Source organism: Saccharomonospora amisosensis, from assembly GCF_011761185.1.
GTDB lineage: Bacteria > Actinomycetota > Actinomycetes > Mycobacteriales > Pseudonocardiaceae > Saccharomonospora_A > Saccharomonospora_A amisosensis.
Genome location: NZ_JAAOYM010000001.1, coordinates 673,260 through 689,197, shown reverse-complemented (window position 1 = coordinate 689,197; position 15,938 = coordinate 673,260). Strand labels below are relative to the sequence as shown.

General features: G+C 68.4%; 14 protein-coding genes. 6 read left to right on the top strand and 8 right to left on the bottom strand.

The features are described from left to right. The first annotated feature begins 315 nt into the window (after positions 1-315). Positions 316-1,197, top strand: coding sequence for a phosphotransferase family protein (locus FHU38_RS03440; RefSeq protein ID WP_167166413.1), 882 nt, complete (start codon positions 316-318; stop codon positions 1,195-1,197). Between the two features lie 462 nt (positions 1,198-1,659). After that, positions 1,660-2,010: a hypothetical protein gene (locus FHU38_RS03435; protein ID WP_167166411.1), complete on the top strand. Its 351-nt coding sequence runs from the start codon at positions 1,660-1,662 to the stop codon at positions 2,008-2,010. 75 nt (positions 2,011-2,085) lie between these two features. Here FHU38_RS03435 and FHU38_RS03430 read toward each other — a convergent pair whose 3' ends face one another. The 3 genes from FHU38_RS03430 to FHU38_RS03420 all read right to left on the bottom strand — a co-directional run bounded on the left by FHU38_RS03430 (position 2,086) and on the right by FHU38_RS03420 (position 5,087). Beyond that, the gene (locus FHU38_RS03430) at positions 2,086-3,399 is read right to left on the bottom strand and encodes a citrate synthase (protein ID WP_167166409.1); all 1,314 of its coding nucleotides are present in this window, start codon (positions 3,397-3,399) and stop codon (positions 2,086-2,088) included. Positions 3,400-3,565: 166 nt separating this feature from the next. After that, entirely contained in the window at positions 3,566-4,483 is a 918-nt protein-coding gene (locus FHU38_RS03425) for a carbohydrate kinase family protein (protein WP_167166407.1), read from the bottom strand. A 10-nt stretch (positions 4,484-4,493) separates the two neighbouring features. After that, positions 4,494-5,087 carry a TetR/AcrR family transcriptional regulator gene (locus FHU38_RS03420; protein WP_167166405.1) on the bottom strand — a complete coding sequence of 198 codons (594 nt, stop codon included), beginning with the start codon at positions 5,085-5,087 and terminating at the stop codon, positions 4,494-4,496. 64 nt (positions 5,088-5,151) lie between these two features. Between FHU38_RS03420 and FHU38_RS03415 the strand changes: the two genes are divergently transcribed. Beyond that, complete coding sequence (locus FHU38_RS03415) at positions 5,152-6,303, top strand: acyl-CoA dehydrogenase family protein (RefSeq protein ID WP_167166403.1); 1,152 nt, start codon at positions 5,152-5,154, stop codon at positions 6,301-6,303. Between the two features lie 36 nt (positions 6,304-6,339). On the opposite strand, the gene FHU38_RS03410 is transcribed toward FHU38_RS03415, so the two are convergent. Genes FHU38_RS03410 through pdxH form a run of 3 tightly spaced genes read right to left on the bottom strand, consistent with a single transcriptional unit; the run spans position 6,340 to position 9,373 of the window. Then, positions 6,340-7,257, bottom strand: a complete 918-nt coding sequence (locus FHU38_RS03410) for an aldose 1-epimerase family protein (protein WP_167166401.1) — start codon at positions 7,255-7,257, stop codon at positions 6,340-6,342. A 38-nt stretch (positions 7,258-7,295) separates the two neighbouring features. After that, entirely contained in the window at positions 7,296-8,615 is a 1,320-nt protein-coding gene (locus FHU38_RS03405; protein WP_167166399.1) for an MFS transporter, read from the bottom strand. Between the two features lie 56 nt (positions 8,616-8,671). After that, on the bottom strand, positions 8,672-9,373 hold the full coding sequence (gene pdxH / locus FHU38_RS03400) for a pyridoxamine 5'-phosphate oxidase (protein WP_390623226.1): 702 nt from the start codon (positions 9,371-9,373) through the stop codon (positions 8,672-8,674). 405 nt (positions 9,374-9,778) lie between these two features. On the opposite strand from pdxH, the gene FHU38_RS03395 reads away from it, so the two are divergent. Beyond that, a complete protein-coding gene (locus tag FHU38_RS03395) occupies positions 9,779-10,921 on the top strand; it encodes a citrate synthase 2 (protein WP_167175456.1) in 1,143 nt (380 codons plus the stop codon). On the opposite strand, the gene FHU38_RS03390 is transcribed toward FHU38_RS03395, so the two are convergent. Then, the gene (locus tag FHU38_RS03390) at positions 10,852-11,523 is read right to left on the bottom strand and encodes a TetR/AcrR family transcriptional regulator (RefSeq protein ID WP_167175458.1); all 672 of its coding nucleotides are present in this window, start codon (positions 11,521-11,523) and stop codon (positions 10,852-10,854) included. The two genes, FHU38_RS03395 and FHU38_RS03390, sit on opposite strands and share 70 nt — an antisense overlap. Before the next feature lie 20 nt (positions 11,524-11,543). Next, positions 11,544-13,262 carry an SDR family oxidoreductase gene (locus tag FHU38_RS03385; protein WP_167166396.1) on the bottom strand — a complete coding sequence of 573 codons (1,719 nt, stop codon included), beginning with the start codon at positions 13,260-13,262 and terminating at the stop codon, positions 11,544-11,546. Positions 13,263-13,341: 79 nt separating this feature from the next. On the opposite strand from FHU38_RS03385, the gene FHU38_RS03380 reads away from it, so the two are divergent. Further along, positions 13,342-14,691, top strand: coding sequence for a serine hydrolase domain-containing protein (locus tag FHU38_RS03380; protein ID WP_167166395.1), 1,350 nt, complete (start codon positions 13,342-13,344; stop codon positions 14,689-14,691). A 12-nt stretch (positions 14,692-14,703) separates the two neighbouring features. Next, positions 14,704-15,834 (top strand): phosphoserine transaminase, encoded by a 1,131-nt coding sequence (gene serC, locus FHU38_RS03375; RefSeq protein ID WP_167166392.1) that lies wholly within the window; start codon positions 14,704-14,706, stop codon positions 15,832-15,834. The last annotated feature ends 104 nt before the right edge of the window (positions 15,835-15,938 follow it).

Sequence of the window (15,938 nt, the reverse complement as noted above, 5' to 3'; positions counted from 1 at the left end):
TCGCGCCCCATCCAGGTCTGTCGCATCTGATGCGAACCCGCGCCACCTCAGATCGCGGCGGATAAGACGCTCACGAGGCCATCAAGCTGGGCGTCATCGCGGCGTTGGGAGTCTGACCGAAGCGAAGCGCGGGGACGTTGGCGAGGCTGGATCGCCGCCCACCTCGGTTGACCAGGACCGGTAATCGCCACTCGAACACCGCCAAGACTGGCCCCAAACCGACACCGGCTGGATGCGCTGCGCACCGGGAGACCATGCTGGTCGTGCCTCCGCGGTGACCGGCACCCGTCCGACGAAAAGGAAACGCTAACCGATATGTCCACCGCTGCATCCGCTGCGCTCGCTTCCGCGACCAGGCTGGCCGGGCCTTCCGCAACCCTGGACACCGTTCAGCCACTCGCGGGCGGCTCCCATGCCACAACTCACTTGATCCGAACCCGCAACCCGCAACGCGAGATGGTCCTGCGCGAGTTCCCAGCCGGTGATTCTGCGGCCGTGGACGAGGGACGGGTGCTCACCGCACTCGACACCCTGGGTGGCCTCGCACCACGACTTCTCGCACGCAGCACCGTCAACGATGGAGAACCATCGTGGGTGCTGATCAGCCGGCTGCCCGGTAAAGCGGACATCATCCCGGACCACCCACACGCCTGGGCGACGCAGCTCGGACGCGCCCTGGCACGCATCCACAACGCCGACGCGGCCGTCGCCGCGAACCTCGACACGGTCTTCAACCGCCGGGGATACCGTGCCCGGCTGTCCGGCCCCGCTGCGCGCATCGTCGACGATGCCTGGACGAACGAGATCGTCCCCGCACCAATGGTGCTGACCCACGGCGACTACCAATCCGGGAACGTGATCTGGGACAACGGCATCTTGACCGGGGTCATCGACTGGGAAGGCGCCGCCCGCGGGCCAGCCGGGTACGACATCGGCTGGTGCCGATTCGACCTCTACCTGCTCTACGGCGAACACCTTGCCGACGTGTTCCTCTCGGCGTATGAAGAAGCCAGCGGCACCGGGGTTCGCAAGCCATGGTTGTGGGACCTGTGGACACTCGCCCGCTCGCATCAGGCCGTGGAAACGTGGGTCCCGAACTACCGTGGCCTTGGTCGCCACGATCTCACGGCCGCCGAGCTCCGCCGACGCCACACCTCATGGACGCAAGAACTCCTTCAGCGACACCAAACCCCATAGCCACCGTTGACCCCGATCGACAATCAGTGCAGTCACCTCGCCGTCCCTGCGGCCCTGAGCGGGCCCGCGTTGCCGCTGTCACGCACGAATGAGCGCCGATCGAATACGCGACTGAGCCCGTAGAACCGCACCAAACACCGGTCGTTGCGCCCTTGTGGGGGCCGCGCCATGGCGTGGCCGCCTGGGAAATGGACATGAGCACACCTACCCGGCCCGAGCCCAAGCCGGACCGCATGACCGGCGAACCCCGGCCACCGCAGGCACCCGTCGAACCCGGCTGGCGCCCCTTCGACAAGGCCACCGACCTCGGGCCGCAAGAACCCCCGCCGGGCAGAGGTCCGGCACTCGAATGGTTCGCCGACGCCAAATCCACCATGGGGGGAGCGGCGGGAGTGGTGTTCTTCCTGGCAGCCGCGCTGGGAACCTGGCGTTGCGGGTCGGCTGGATGCGGGTGCGGCGGCTGTGGCTCATCGGCTCGCGGGCAGTTCACTGTTCCTGCTCGACCGCAAGAAGCTGTGGATGAGCGCCGGTGCCGACTGGCTCCGCCTCGGCGACCGCTGGGTCGACACCTACCGGCTACGCACGATCAAGGTCACCACTGGAGTCGGCACCTACCACCTCGAACTCACCGACTCAGCCGGGAACAAACTCGACACCCAGGTCTACTACCTGCAGAAGAACCGCGCCCTCTGGGACCTCGTCTACAACGGCATCCTGCACTCCATCACCTACAACCACGCCGACGTCAACCGCAGAGCCGTCAACCACCTCCACCTACAAGCCGTCATCCGCAATCCACCCACCGGCCGATAACACCCACCCGGCACGACAAAGGCCCTGCCATCCCGGTCGCGCGGGCGGTGGCAGGGCCTTCGACAGTGACGTGGCTCAGCGCTGCGAAAGCGGCTTGTACTCTCGCTCCTTCTCGCCGGTGTAGATCTGGCGAGGACGGCCGATCTTTGTGGCCGGGTCCTGGATCATCTCCCGCCAGTGCGCGATCCAGCCCGGCAGCCTGCCGAGCGCGAACAGCACGGTGAAGTACTTCGTCGGGAATCCGAGGGCGCGGTAGATCAGCCCGGTGTAGAAATCGACGTTCGGATAAAGCTTGCGCTCGACGAAATAGTCGTCGGAAAGCGCGCGCTCCTCCAGCGCCTTGGCGATGTCGAGCAGTTCGTCACCACCGGAGATCTTGGCGAGGATCTCGTCAGCGGTCTTCTTGATGATCTTCGCGCGCGGGTCGTAGTTCTTGTACACCCGGTGCCCGAAGCCCATCAACCGAACGCCCTGCTCGCGATTCTTCACGCGCTTGACGAAGTCGTCGACGTCGCCGCCGTCGGCCTTGATGTTCGAAAGCATCTCCAGCACCGCACTGTTCGCGCCGCCGTGCAGCGGACCGAACAGCGCCATGATGCCCGCCGAGATGCTGGCGAACAGGTTGGCCTCCGACGAACCGACCAGCCGCACGGTCGAGGTCGAACAGTTCTGCTCGTGGTCGGCGTGCAGGATGAACAGCAGGTCGAGCGCCTTGGCCACATCCGGGTCGATCTCATACGGCTCGGCGGGCAGCCCGAAGGTCATCCGCAGGAAATTCTCCACCAGGCCGAGCGAGTTGTCCGGGTAAAGGAATGGCTGCCCGATCGACTTCTTGTAGGCGTACGCCGCGATCGTCGGCACCTTCGCCAGCAGCCGAACCGTCGACAGTTCCACGTTGGGCTCGTCGAAGGGGTTGAGCGAGTCCTGGTAGAAGGTCGACAGTGCGGCCACGGCGCTGGACAGCACCGGCATCGGGTGCGCGTCCCTTGGGAAGCCGTCGAAGAACCGCTTCAGATCCTCGTGCAACAGGGTGTGCCTGTTGATCTTGGATGTGAAGTTCTCGAGTTGCTCCTTGGTCGGCAACTCGCCGTAGATCAGCAGGTAGGAGACTTCGATGAACGTCGAGTGCTGTGCCAACTGCTCGATCGGGTAGCCACGATAGCGCAAGACCCCTTGCTCACCGTCGATATAGGTGATGGCCGAGGAAGCAGCCCCCGTGTTCACGAAGCCGGGGTCGTAGGTGATGTAGCCCGTCTGTGCGAGCAGCTTCCCGAGTTCGATACCGGGTGCGCCCTCGACGGCACGAACAACGTTCAGCTCGTGCTCGCCACTCGGCAGGCGGAGTACGGCCTTCTCGCCCCCGGCCTGCCCCGCAGTCGCGTCGGACATGCAAATGCCTCTCACGGTCACACGGGCCGGCGGTGACCGCAGGTTGTGCGGGTCACACGTTTTCGCACACCGCCCCGCTGGGGTATGAATTCCTCCTTACGCTAGTCCAGAGGTCCCCCATTTCGCAGCGGTGGTGTTACCCACAGCTAACCGTTTGCGACCAGGTTCACACGCCTGGAGACATCTCCTCGGCCGTCGGCGGTTCCGCACCGCTACGCGACACCGTGTGTGCTGCCGCCCGCGCCGCGAACCCGAGCGCCGCCCGCCAGTCCGCTGTGTCGAGTGATGCCAGGTCTGTCACTTCTCGCCGGACCAACCACGCGAGCAGTGCGCCTTGGACGGTGTCCCCCGCACCGATGGTGTCAACGACGTCCACAAGCACGGTCGGTACGCCGGCGACTTCGCCGCGTGCGGTCAGTACGGACAGTCCCTCGTCGCCTCTGGTCAACACGACGGCCTGCGGGCCCGAGTCGAGCCAGCCCCTGACAGCAGCCGTGACATCGGCTCCGCCCGCGAGCCATTCCGCGTCCTGCAACGACATCTTGAGCAGCCGCACATGTGGCAGCCAGGACGAGAACCGGGCACGGTAGGCGTTCGGCTCGACGATCAGATCCGCCCTGATGTTCGGGTCGAGGGCGGTCAGCACACCCCGTCCCGCTTCGCGGCGGAGCACGGTCTCGTAGACCTCGGCGCCGGGTTGCAGCACCATCCCGAGAGTGCCGAGCGACAGCACCGTCGTGCTTTCCGGGAGCGGGCCTGGGTCGACGACAAAGCGGTCGGCCGTGCCTTCGGTGTAGAAGGAGTACCGCGCGTTCGCGCCGTCGAGCGCGACCACAGCCAGCGTCGTGGGCTCCGATCCGCGCTGGATCAGCGATGTGTCCACACCGGACTCGCGAAGCCGGTCGAGCAACGCCTGCCCGAACCGATCCGTCGAGATCCGGGACAGAAAGGCGGTCGGGGCACCCAACCTGGCCGCCGCGAGTGCGACGTTGTACGGCCCTCCGCCAAGCCGGGGAGCGAGCAGCTCCATAGTGGACCCGGCGGGAACCAGGTCGACGAGCGCTTCGCCACCGGAGACAATCACGGTGCCGATGCTAGTCCGGCGCACCCTCGCCGCGCAGCACGCCGCCGAGCAGCAGTTGTGCCAGCGCGGCGAAAGCCTCGGCATCTCGTACTCCGGTGCGGGCACGCACCACGCCGGTCTGGATTGCCTCGATCAGCAGCGCGGCCAGTTCGGCGATCACGTCGGCGTGCGCTTCGCGAAACACCCCTTGCTCAACACCGGCGGCGATGAACGAGCGAAGCCGCCTGGCGGCGACCTGGGAGTTCAACTCGTAGACAGCCCTGGCGGGTTCGAACGCGCTGACGTCGACCATGAAGGCGGCCGACGTCCTGCCCAATTCGTCGGCGACCCCTGCGAGATAGGTTTCGACCACCTCTCGCGGGTCGGCGATGTGCTCGATCCGCTGTTCGATGCGCTCGGCCGCGCCTTTGAAGAAGTGGGCGACGACCTTGACGGCCAACTGTTCCTTGCTCGGCGCCAGCGCGTACAGAGTCGATTTCGAGCAGCGCAGTTTCGCCGCGAGATCGTCAAGTGTGAACGCGACGAATCCCTCCGCGAGGAACAGCCGCTCGAGATCGGCCAGCAGTGCCTGCTGACGGCGGGTACGGGGGTGAGTGGGCCGCACTCCGCGAATAGTACTCTAGAAAAGACCACAGTACTGTGCACGGTATCAATGCCCGGAGGCGACCATGCCTGCGCAACGCCTGCTGCCCACCACCGAGGCCGAGGACCTGCTGGCACTCACTCGCGAGATCGCACGCGACGAGCTGGCCCCGGTCGCGGGCGAGTACGAGGAGGCCTGCCGGTTTCCCCGTGAACAATTCCGGCTGCTCGGCAGGTCGGGCCTGCTCGGGCTGCCCTACTCGCGGCGATGGGGCGGCGCGGAGTTGCCCTACGAGGTGTACCTGCAGGTTCTCGAGGAGATCGCGGCCTCGTGGATGTCGGTCGGAGTCGGCCTTTCGGTGCACACGATGTCGTGCTTCCCGCTGGCGCACTACGGCACGGACCAGCAACGCGACCGGTGGCTGCCCGGCATGCTCGAGGGCGACCTGCTTGGCGCCTACGCGTTGTCCGAAACGCAGGCGGGCTCCGACGCCGCCGCGCTGGCGACCCGGGCACGCCGGGACGGCGACGCCTACGTGGTCAACGGCACGAAGGCGTGGGTCACCCACGGCGGCAAGGCGGACTTCTACACCACCATGGTGCGCACCTCCGCCGAGTCCGCAGGCGGCAGCGGCATCAGCTGCCTGCTCGTCGACGCCGAAACGGAAGGGCTTTCGGCCGCCGAACCCGAGCGCAAGATGGGGCTCACCGCGTCGACCACCGCCCAACTGATCTTCGACAACGCCCGCGTCGACGCCGAACGGCTCATCGGCGCGGAGGGAGAAGGGCTCAAGATCGCACTCTCTGCGCTCTCCTCAGGCAGGCTGGGCATCGCGGCGTGCTCGGTGGGCCTTGCGCAGGCAGCGCTGGACGAAGCCGTCGCCTACGCCAAACAGCGCGTACAGTTCGGCAAGCCCGTCATCGACTTCCAGGGCGTGGAGTTCCTGCTCGCCGACATGGCCGCCGCGGTGGAATCGGCGCGCGCGACCTACCTCGACGCCGCACGGCGACGCGACAGGGGCATGCCGTTCCAGCGGCAGTCCTCGATCGCGAAACTGGTCGCGACCGACGCCGCGATGAAGGTCACCACGGATGCCGTGCAGGTACTGGGTGGCGCCGGGTACACGCGCGACTTCCCGGTCGAACGCTACCTGCGTGAGGCAAAGGTGCCGCAGATCTTCGAAGGCACTAACCAGATCCAACGCATGGTGATCGCCCGCGAACTGCGCAAGATGTGAGTCTCGTTCCCGGTGGTGGCCGGGGAGGCGTGGTGGCTATCGCCGCCGAAGTTCCACGCGCACACCCCAACTGCCCCGCCAGGACTCACCGGGTTCCAGGGTGATCAGATCCGTTCCCGAGTTGAGCGCGTCGGCGGGGCACGTCATCGGCTCGATCGCGACCGCCCGCCCCCTGCCGGTCAGCTCCGCGGGAGTGAAGATCTGCACCCAGCGGAAGTCGCGCTCCGCCCACACGTCGAGCGTGGTGTCGCCGTGGGACAGCAGGTGGTGGTAGCGGCCGTCCTCGCCCGCAAGCAGCCCGCCGAACGTCGTGTCGAGGTCCAGACCTCCGACGATGCGGCCGTGGTTGAGGTCGTGCTCGGTGCCGGTGACGTCGGTTTCCTCACCGAAGGGCACCTGCTCGTCCTCGACGTAGGGTCGCACTCGCGAAGCGGCCACCGTCAACGTCAACTCGTCGGTCGGCACGTCCCCGATCCGGAAGTACGGATGCGTGCCGACTCCGAACCCGACGGCGCAGGCACCCTCGTTACGCACCTCGTGAGTCACCACCAGTTCGCGCGGCGCGAGTTCGTAGTGGATCAGCGTGTGCAGCGGGACGGGCCAGCCGGGCTCATCGGTGATGTCCACCGCGAACGTGATGCTCGACTCGGCATGTTCGAGCAGTTGCCAAACCTTTCGCCGGACCAGACCGTGAATGGCGTTGCCCCGCCGCTGCTCTGTCACCTCGAGTCGCTGCGGCTCGCCGTCGTAGGTCCACGTCGCGTCCCTTGTGCGGTTGGGCCACGGCAGCAGCACCTGGCCGGCCGCCTTCGGCGGCTCTTCCTCGGCCGCGAACGTCTCGAGGTAGGGCACCCCGCCGATCTCGAAGGCACGCAACCCCGCACCGATCTCGGTGACCACGGCGCGAGCGTTGCCTCTGGTCAGCTCGAACTGTTCCCCCGTCGGATTCGCCATGCCCGCGAACCTATCGCGCACGCCCGCACTGTCGTGCCTCACTCCCCGGCGTCGCGCTCGACACGGTTCTCGGGTGGCGCGGTGTGTGCGCGGTAGTACCAGAACGCGGGCAGTGCCAGTACGGCCAGTACCACCAACACCACCACGAGTAGCCCGCCTCCGGTGGCGGCGGCGGCCGTACCGACACTCGCGGCCGCCCAGCCGTGAGTCACGTCCGCAAGCCTTGGTCCGCCTGCCACCACGACCGTGAACACGCCCTGGGTGCGACCACGCATCTCGTCCGTCGCCGCCGTTTGCAGGATGGCCATCCGGTAGATCGCGCTGACCATGTCGGCGGCGCCCGCGATCGCGAGGAACACCACGGCAAGCCACAGCGACGAGGTGAGCCCGAACCCCGCCACGGCGAGGCCCCACACACAGATCGCGACCACGACGGCAACGCCCTGCCGTCGGACCCGGCTCGCCCAGCCGGACATGAGCCCGACCAGCATCGCGCCGATCGGAATGGCGGCGAACAGCCAGCCCAGCGCGAGTCCTCCACCCGGTGGGTCGCCGAACGTGCGTTCCGCCATCTCGGGAAACAGCGCGCGTGGCATGCCAGCGACCATCGCGATGATGTCGACGAGGAACGAGGCAAGCAGTACCCGCTGCGTGGCGAGGTAGGCGAAGCCGTCGAGCACGTCACGCAGACCCGCCCTGCGGACCTGCCCGCTCAGTGGTGGCAGTGGCGGCAGCCGCCACACCGCCCACAGCACGGCCAGCAGTGCGGCGGTGTCCACAAGGTAGAGCGAGGGGAGGCCGACCACAGGCAGCAGCGCACCGGCGGCCAGCGGGCCGAAGACCGCTCCGAAGGTGGTCATCGTGCCGGTGAGCGCGGCGGCAGAGGGCAACATGTGCTGCGGCACGAGCCTGGCGACCACCGCGTTGCGCGTCGGCATGTTGATAGCGAAGAACGCCTGGTTGAGGCCGAGCAGCCCGAGCACGAGCCATACCGAACCAAGTTCGGCGAACGCCTGCGCCCACAGCAGCGCGGCCGTACCCGCGATGCCGCCGTTGGACACCAGCAGCAGCTTGCGGCGGTCGACCGTGTCCGCGATCGCACCGCCCCACACGCCGAACACCAGCAACGGCACCAGTCCGAACACTCCGGTCAACCCGACGTAGCCGGAGGAGCCGGTGAGGTCGAAAACCTGCTTCGGCACCGCCACCGCGGTGAGCTGGCTGCCGATCGCGGTCACGATCGAACTCAGCCACAACCGCCGGAATGCCGGGATGCGCAGCGGCCTGCGGTCCGCGACGACCGAAGCGAGCGCCCTGCGCACGCCCCTGCCTGGGCCCGCCGCGGTCCGTTCACTCACGACAGCAGAGCTTAGAACCGCTAACTAAGTGGTAGGAAGTGAGTTCTGTCGCGCGATCAGGGAGCGACCCGTTCGATGCGCCAACCGTCCTCGTTGCGCACGTACCTCAGCCGGTCGTGCAGCCGATCCTGCCTGCCCTGCCAGAACTCGACGACGTCGGGACGGATGCGCCAACCACCCCAGTGCGGAGGGACCGGTATCTCGCTCACACCTTCGAAGCGGCGCTCGATCGCGTTCAGCGCGGTGTCCAGATCGCGCCTGCTGGCAACGGCCCTCGACTGCGGTGAGGCCCACGCGCCGAGCTGCGAGCCGCGCGGCCGGGACGCCCAGTACTCGGCCGTCTCCGCGAGGCCGACCTTCTCGACATCGCCGCGCACGTTGACCTGCCTGTGCAGCGGATACCAGGGAAAGGTCACCGATGCGTACCTGGTGACCGTCAGATCGTGACTCTTGGCCGAGGTGTAGTTGGTGTAGAAGACCACGCCACGCTCGTCGAGCCCCTTGCAGAGCACGCTGCGCGACGACGGCCGCCCCTCGGCGTCGGCCGTGGCCAGCACCATGGCGTTGGGCTCGGGCACATCCGCGGAGATCGCCTCATCGAGCCATAACTGGAGCTGTTCGGCCCAAGTGGCGGCGAGCCCGGACTCCTCCAGCGCCTCGCCGTTGTAGGCGACTCGCATGCCGGGCAACCGAACGGTCACCTCGGACGCTTCGGCGACCTCGCCGACCCCTTCTTCCATTTTGTCCAGTTCCGGCATGCCAACCTCCGCCCCTTGTGGGGGTCCGTCCCGCCCTTCCTGCCGACGTTAAAGCCTCCCGCTGCTGGGCGAAAGTTCTTGATCGGTGACGGGGACCACCAGTCACGGATTCACTGCCGAAAGCGAGCCCGCCTCAGGCAGCTGCGCGCGGGCCGGGAGGGCGGGGTTTACCCGTGCGACTTTCGCGGCATCCGATGCGCTGGACGCAGGATTTACGGCGGCGAGCGGCGACCGACTGAATCGTTCTCGTAATCGTGACCGAAACCACCGCTTCTTTCGATTGATACCGGACGGTAAGAAGAGGATGGTTTCTCCAACCGTGCGAAGCGGCGCGCGTGCGTGTGGGGCATCGCACGGTGGACGCCTGCCGGGGAACCTCACGAAAGGTCCACTCAAGTGACTTCCATGATCGAGTCGGCCAACACCCCAGCCGAGCAGCCTGACGACAACTTCCGGCCCGGCTTGGAGGGCGTCGTCGCCTTCCGCACGGAGATCGCCGAACCGGACCGTGACGGTGGCGCGCTGCGCTACCGAGGGGTGGACATCGAAGAACTCGCGGGGCGCGTGAGCTTCGGCGACGTGTGGGCACTGCTGGTGGACGGCCGGTTCGGGCAGGGGCTGCCGCCCGCCGAACCGTTCCCCATCCCCGTGCGCACCGGCGACGTGCGCGTCGACGTGCAGGCCGCGCTCGCCATGCTCGCCCCCATCTGGGACTTCCACCCGCTGCTCGACATCTCCGACGCGGCGGCCCGCGAGCAACTCGCAAGGGCTTCGGTGATGGCGCTTTCGTACGTGGCACAGTCGGCCCGCGGCGTCGGTGTCCCCGCGGTACCGCAGTCGAAGGTGGACGAGGCCACCACCATCACGGAGCGGTTCCTGGTGCGCTGGCGGGGCGAGCCCGATCCGGCACACGTCAAGGCGCTTGACGCCTACTGGGTGTCGGCGGCCGAGCACGGCATGAACGCCTCCACCTTCACCGCCCGCGTTATCGCCTCCACCGGAGCCGACGTCGCGGCGGCGATGTCGGGCGCTATCGGCGCGATGTCCGGCCCACTGCATGGCGGTGCGCCTGCGCGGGTGCTACCGATGATCGAGGAGGTCGAGCGCACCGGTAGCGCGGAGGCCGTGGTGAAGGGCATCCTCGACCGCGGCGAGCGACTGATGGGCTTCGGGCACCGCGTCTACCGCGCCGAGGACCCGAGGGCGCGCGTGCTGCGACGCACCTGCCGCGAGCTGGGCGCGCAGCGCTACGAGGTCGCGCAGGCATTGGAGCAGGCGGCGCTCGCCGAACTTCGACAGCGCCGCCCCGACAGGGCCATCGAGACCAACGTCGAGTTCTGGGCAGCGGTGATCCTGGACTTCGCGCAGGTGCCGACACGGATGATGCCCGCGATGTTCACCTCGGCGCGCACCGCGGGCTGGGCCGCGCACATCCTGGAGCAGAAGCGGACTGGCAGGCTGGTTCGCCCCTCGGCGACCTATGTCGGCCCTGGACCGCGCGGACCGGAACAGGTGGAGGGCTGGGACGGGGTCGTAAAGGTCTCCTGACCGGCTGACGGTCCGCCGCGACGCCCACGATCATCGTCGTGGCGTGCCGTCACCTCCAGCATGGCCATGAGCTGATCGACGAGCCAGCCGTCCAGCTGCTCCCTGCGCAAGTCACCCTCCTGCAGCCAGGTCAGCACGGTGCCCTCCACCACCGCGGTCCAGCAGCGCAGTGTCGCCAGCAGTATCGGGGAAGGCTCGGCGATCTCGCACTCGGCGAGCACCACCTCGACCGCGCGGGCCCTGACCTCGTCCACGATCGCGTTGGTCTCCGAGGTCTCCACCACCGACCCACTGCGCAGCAACGCCAGGTAGCCGCAACGGTGTTCGGCCGCCACGTCCACGAGTGCCCGCACGGCCGCACGAAGCCGTTGCTCCCTGGTTCCGCTGGCGCGTCGTCGCAGCCTGTCGAGCAGGTCGTCGACGACGGTGCGCAGCGCCGCGACGCGAAGTTCGCCGAGGCCGGAGAAGTAGCGGTAGAACAGCGGCCGTGACACTCCTGCGCGCCCGGTGACGTCGTCGATACCGACGTCCTCCGGCGCACGGGTGCTGAACAACTCGAGCGCGGCCGCGATCAGGTCATCCCTTCTGGCCTGCCGCGACATCCGTCTCGGCTTCGCCACGCTCACCCCGGCAGGGTCCGTGCCGCGGCACGCAGCAGCCCGGGGGTGAGCCTGGACAGCGCGAGCGCGGTCCTGGCCTCCGGGGTGGACGCCACAACGGCCGAGTCGCGCCGCACGGCACGCAGAATGTCGCCCGCCACCCGTTCCGGAGGGAAACCGCGCCTCGCGAACAGCCGGGCTCCTTCGGCCCTTCGCGCGTGCTGCTCGCGCTCGTCGGCGCCGGTGAAGGTCGTGGTGCCCGCGATGTTGGTGCTCACCATGCCGGGGCAGATGGCACTGACACCGATGCCGTATGCGGCGAGTTCGGCACGCAGGCATTCGCTCAGCATCAGTACCGCGGCCTTCGTCGCCGAGTAGGCGGGCAGCACCTTCGTCGGCAGGTAGGCCGCCACCGAGGCGACGTTGACGATGTGCCCGCCCTCGCCTCGCTCGGCGAGCTGGGCGCCGAACAGCCTGCAACCGTGGATCACACCCCAGAGGTTGACGTCGATGACCCGCTCCCACTCCCGCACCCCGGTGTCGAGGAAGGGCCCCGCGACGCCGATGCCCGCGTTGTTGACCACGATGTCGGCCACCCCGTGCTCGGCTCGCACTGCCGCGGCGAACTCCGCCATCTCTTCCGCGTCGCCGACGTCGACCCGGTAGGGCAGGGCCTGCCCTCCCGCGCGGCGCACCCGCTGGGCCGCCGTCCCCAGCGCGTCGGCGTCGATATCGGCGAGCACCATGTCGGCGCCCTGGGCGGCGAACGCGCGGGCCGTCGCGTTTCCGATGCCGCTGCCCGCACCGGTGACCACGACGAGCCGCCCTTCGAACCGGCCTCTCGGCGCCGGATTGACGCGGCTGCGCCGAAGCGCCCTCGACTGTGGACCGCCGTGTACGTGCTCGACGAACTCGGCGGTGGCGGTCGCGATACGCCCAGGGTCGCCGCGCACCACCCAGTGCCCGCCCGGGATCGTTCGTACCCGCAGGTCCGGCACCCAGCGCTCGATCTGGGTCTGCAACGGCACGGTGACGAACGCGTCGGCAGCAGGCGCGATGACCTGCACGGGCACGTCGGCGTGCCTGCGGCCCGGCCGCGTCAGCCTCGACAGCATGTTCTCCCGGTACAGCCACAGCCCGTGCAGGCCGTCGGACAGTTCCGGCACGGCGGCGTCAGGGTCGGCTCGCCTGATCAGCCTCGCCAGCAGCCCGCCGCGCCAGGCCAGCTCCGGCAACACAGGCAACTGGAAGAACGCGATGTAGGTGGAATGTGCGAGCTGGCGTATCGCCGCGCGCAGCCGTCGCGGACTCGGCCGCAGTTGCGCTCGGAACCACCGTCCGGCGTGGTCGAGGCAGGGCCCGGAGACCGAGGTGAACGACGCCACCCTGCCTCGAAGCCAACGCCCCGTCACCGCATGCCAGGTCTGGATGGCGCCCCAGTCGTGGCCGAGCAGATGGACCTTGCCCTCGGGCGCGACCTCGTCGATCACCTCGGCGAGGTCGGCGGCGAGCCGGTCAAGCCGGTAGGCGCCACGGGAACGTGGCTTCGTCGATTCGCCAGCGCCCCTCACGTCGTAGCTGACCACGCGGAAACGGTCGCCGAACTGAGCGCGGACCCCGTCCCACAGCGACGAGTTGTCCGGGTAGCCGTGCACGCAGACGATCGTGGGCGCCTGCTGCGGGCCGGTGACTCTCACGGAAAGTCGCACGCCGTCGCTGGTCGTGACCCACTGCCGAGACATTCCGCCATGTTAGACAACCTGTCAACAAGGCGGTGGGTCGCGCGGGGCGCATCCGACCTGCAGGCGGCAGAATGACGCCATGCTGCCAACCACCGAGTTCGCGCTGTTCCGGCGCGTCGCCACCGAACAGGCCACCGGCAGGGCGCCCTCGCTCGTGGCCGCGGTGATCAGGGACGCCGCGATCGTCTGGTCAGGCGCGCGCGGGTTCGTCGACGACGCCACACCCGACGAGGTCACGCTGTACCGGATCGGATCGATCACCAAATCCATGGTGGCCGTCGTCGTGATGCGGCTGCGCGACGAGGGCAAACTCGATCTCAACGACCCGCTCGACAAGCATGTACCCGGCACCACCTTCGGCGAGGCGACCGTCGGCCAGCTGCTCAGCCACGCCGGTGGCGTCGGGTCCGAGTCACCCGGCACCTGGTGGGAACGCAGCCAGGGTGGCGACTGGTCCGACCTCAGCGCCGAACTGACCGGCGAAGACCTCAAGCACCGACCCGGCAGGCGATTCCACTACTCCAACCTCGGCTACGGCGCGCTCGGCGAACTCGTCGCCCGGCTGCGCGGCGCGAGCTGGCTCGACGCCGTGCGGGCGGAGGTGCTCAACCCGCTCGGAATGTCCCGCACCACCGACCAACCGAGCGGATCGTATGCGCGGGGCCTCGCCGTGCACCCCTTCGCCGATGTCGTGCTACCGGAACCGGCCTACGACGCCGGCGCGATGGCGCCCGCGGGCCAACTGTGGTCCTGCGTCCGCGACCTCGCCCACTGGACGGCGTTCGTGGGTGGGCGAACGGGTGAGGTGCTGCACCCCGACACGGTGGCCGAGATGCGGGAGGCCGCCGTCATCGACGACAGCGGGCCGTGGACGGCAGGCTACGGGCTCGGACTGCAACTGGCCCGCGTCGGCGGCAAGCGGCTGGCTGGCCACACCGGCTCGATGCCGGGCTTCCTCGCGTGCACCCTCATCGACCCCGCGACCCAGACCGGCGCGGTCGCACTGACCAACACCACCTCCGGTGTGGGCATTCTTTCGCTGGCGGCCGACCTCATCGCGCTGGCCGACGAGCACGAGCCGCCGCTGCCGCAGCAGTGGCGACCCGCAAGGATCGACCAGGCGCTGTTGGAGCTCACCGGGTTGTGGCACTGGGGCCCCTCCCCGTACCACCTGCGGATACTGCCCAGCGGCTGGCTCGACCTCACACCCGCGGGAGGTCCCGGTCGAGCCTCCCGGTTCCGGCCGCTCGACCGGGACCGCTGGCTGGGACTGGACGGCTACTACGCGGGCGAAACCCTCACGGTGCACCGCGACACCGAAGGCAGACCGCACCACCTGGACCTCGCGACGTTCGTCTTCACGCGCACCCCCTACGACCCGTCGGCCCCGGTGCCAGGCGGGGTGGACGAGGCAGGCTGGCGGGCGTGAAACACTAGCCGTATGACCGATGCCGCTGAGTTGACACTTCCCGCAGACCTCAAGCCCGCCGACGGCCGGTTCGGTTGCGGACCGTCCAAGGTCCGGCACGAGCAGCTCATCCATCTCGCGAAGCAAGGGGCGAGCGTCCTCGGCACCTCCCACAGGCAGCAGCCGGTCAAGTCGCTCGTGGGCAGGGTCCGCACGGGTTTGACCGAGCTGTTCGGACTCCCCGACGGCTACGAGGTCGTGCTGGGCAACGGTGGGACAACGGCGTTTTGGGACGCGGCCGCGTTCGGTCTGGTACGCGAGCGCGCCCAGCACTTCACCTACGGCGAGTTCTCCAGCAAGTTCGCGACAGTGACCGACAAGGCACCGTTCCTCGCCGACTCCATCGTGGTCAGCGCCGAGCCGGGCAGCGCACCTGACATCGCCTTCCAGCAGGGCGCCGACGTGGTGGCCTGGGCACACAACGAGACCTCGACGGGTGTCGCGGTGCCGGTACGCAGGCCGGACGGCAGCGACGGCGCGCTGGTCACCATCGACGCCACCTCGGGCGCCGGTGGGCTGCCTGTCAACGCCGAGGACTTCGACGTGTACTACTTCGCGCCGCAGAAGTCGTTCGCCTCCGACGGTGGGCTGTGGCTCGCACTGATGTCGCCCTCGGCGATCGAGCGGGTCGGCGAGATCGGCGCCTCGCAGCGGTGGGTGCCGGAGTTCTTGTCGCTGCCGACCGCGCTGGACAACTCCCGCAAGAACCAGACCTACAACACCCCGGCGGTAACCACACTGTTCCTGCTGGCCGACCAGATCGAGTGGATGCTGGGCAACGGCGGCCTGGAGTGGACAACGGCGCGCACGCGCGAGTCCTCGAACAGGCTGTACGAGTGGGCGGAGAAGACGGCATACACCACGCCGTTCGTGTCCGACCCCTCGCTTCGGTCGCAGGTCGTCGGCACCATCGACTTCAGCGACGACGTCGACGCGGCGACGGTGGCCAAGGTGCTGCGCAACAACGACATCGTGGACGTCGAGCCGTACCGCAAGCTGGGCCGCAACCAGCTACGGGTAGGGATGTTCCCCGCCATCGAACCCGACGACATCACCGCGCTGACCCGCAGCGTCGAGTGGGTTGTGGAGCGGCTCGCAGGCTGAAGCCACGCAACCGACCTCACGAGAATTCCCCTTATCGGGGGTGCGGATGTGCGGCGCGTCGGTCATGATCGACGCGGACGTGTCCAGCACGATCGACAACGGAT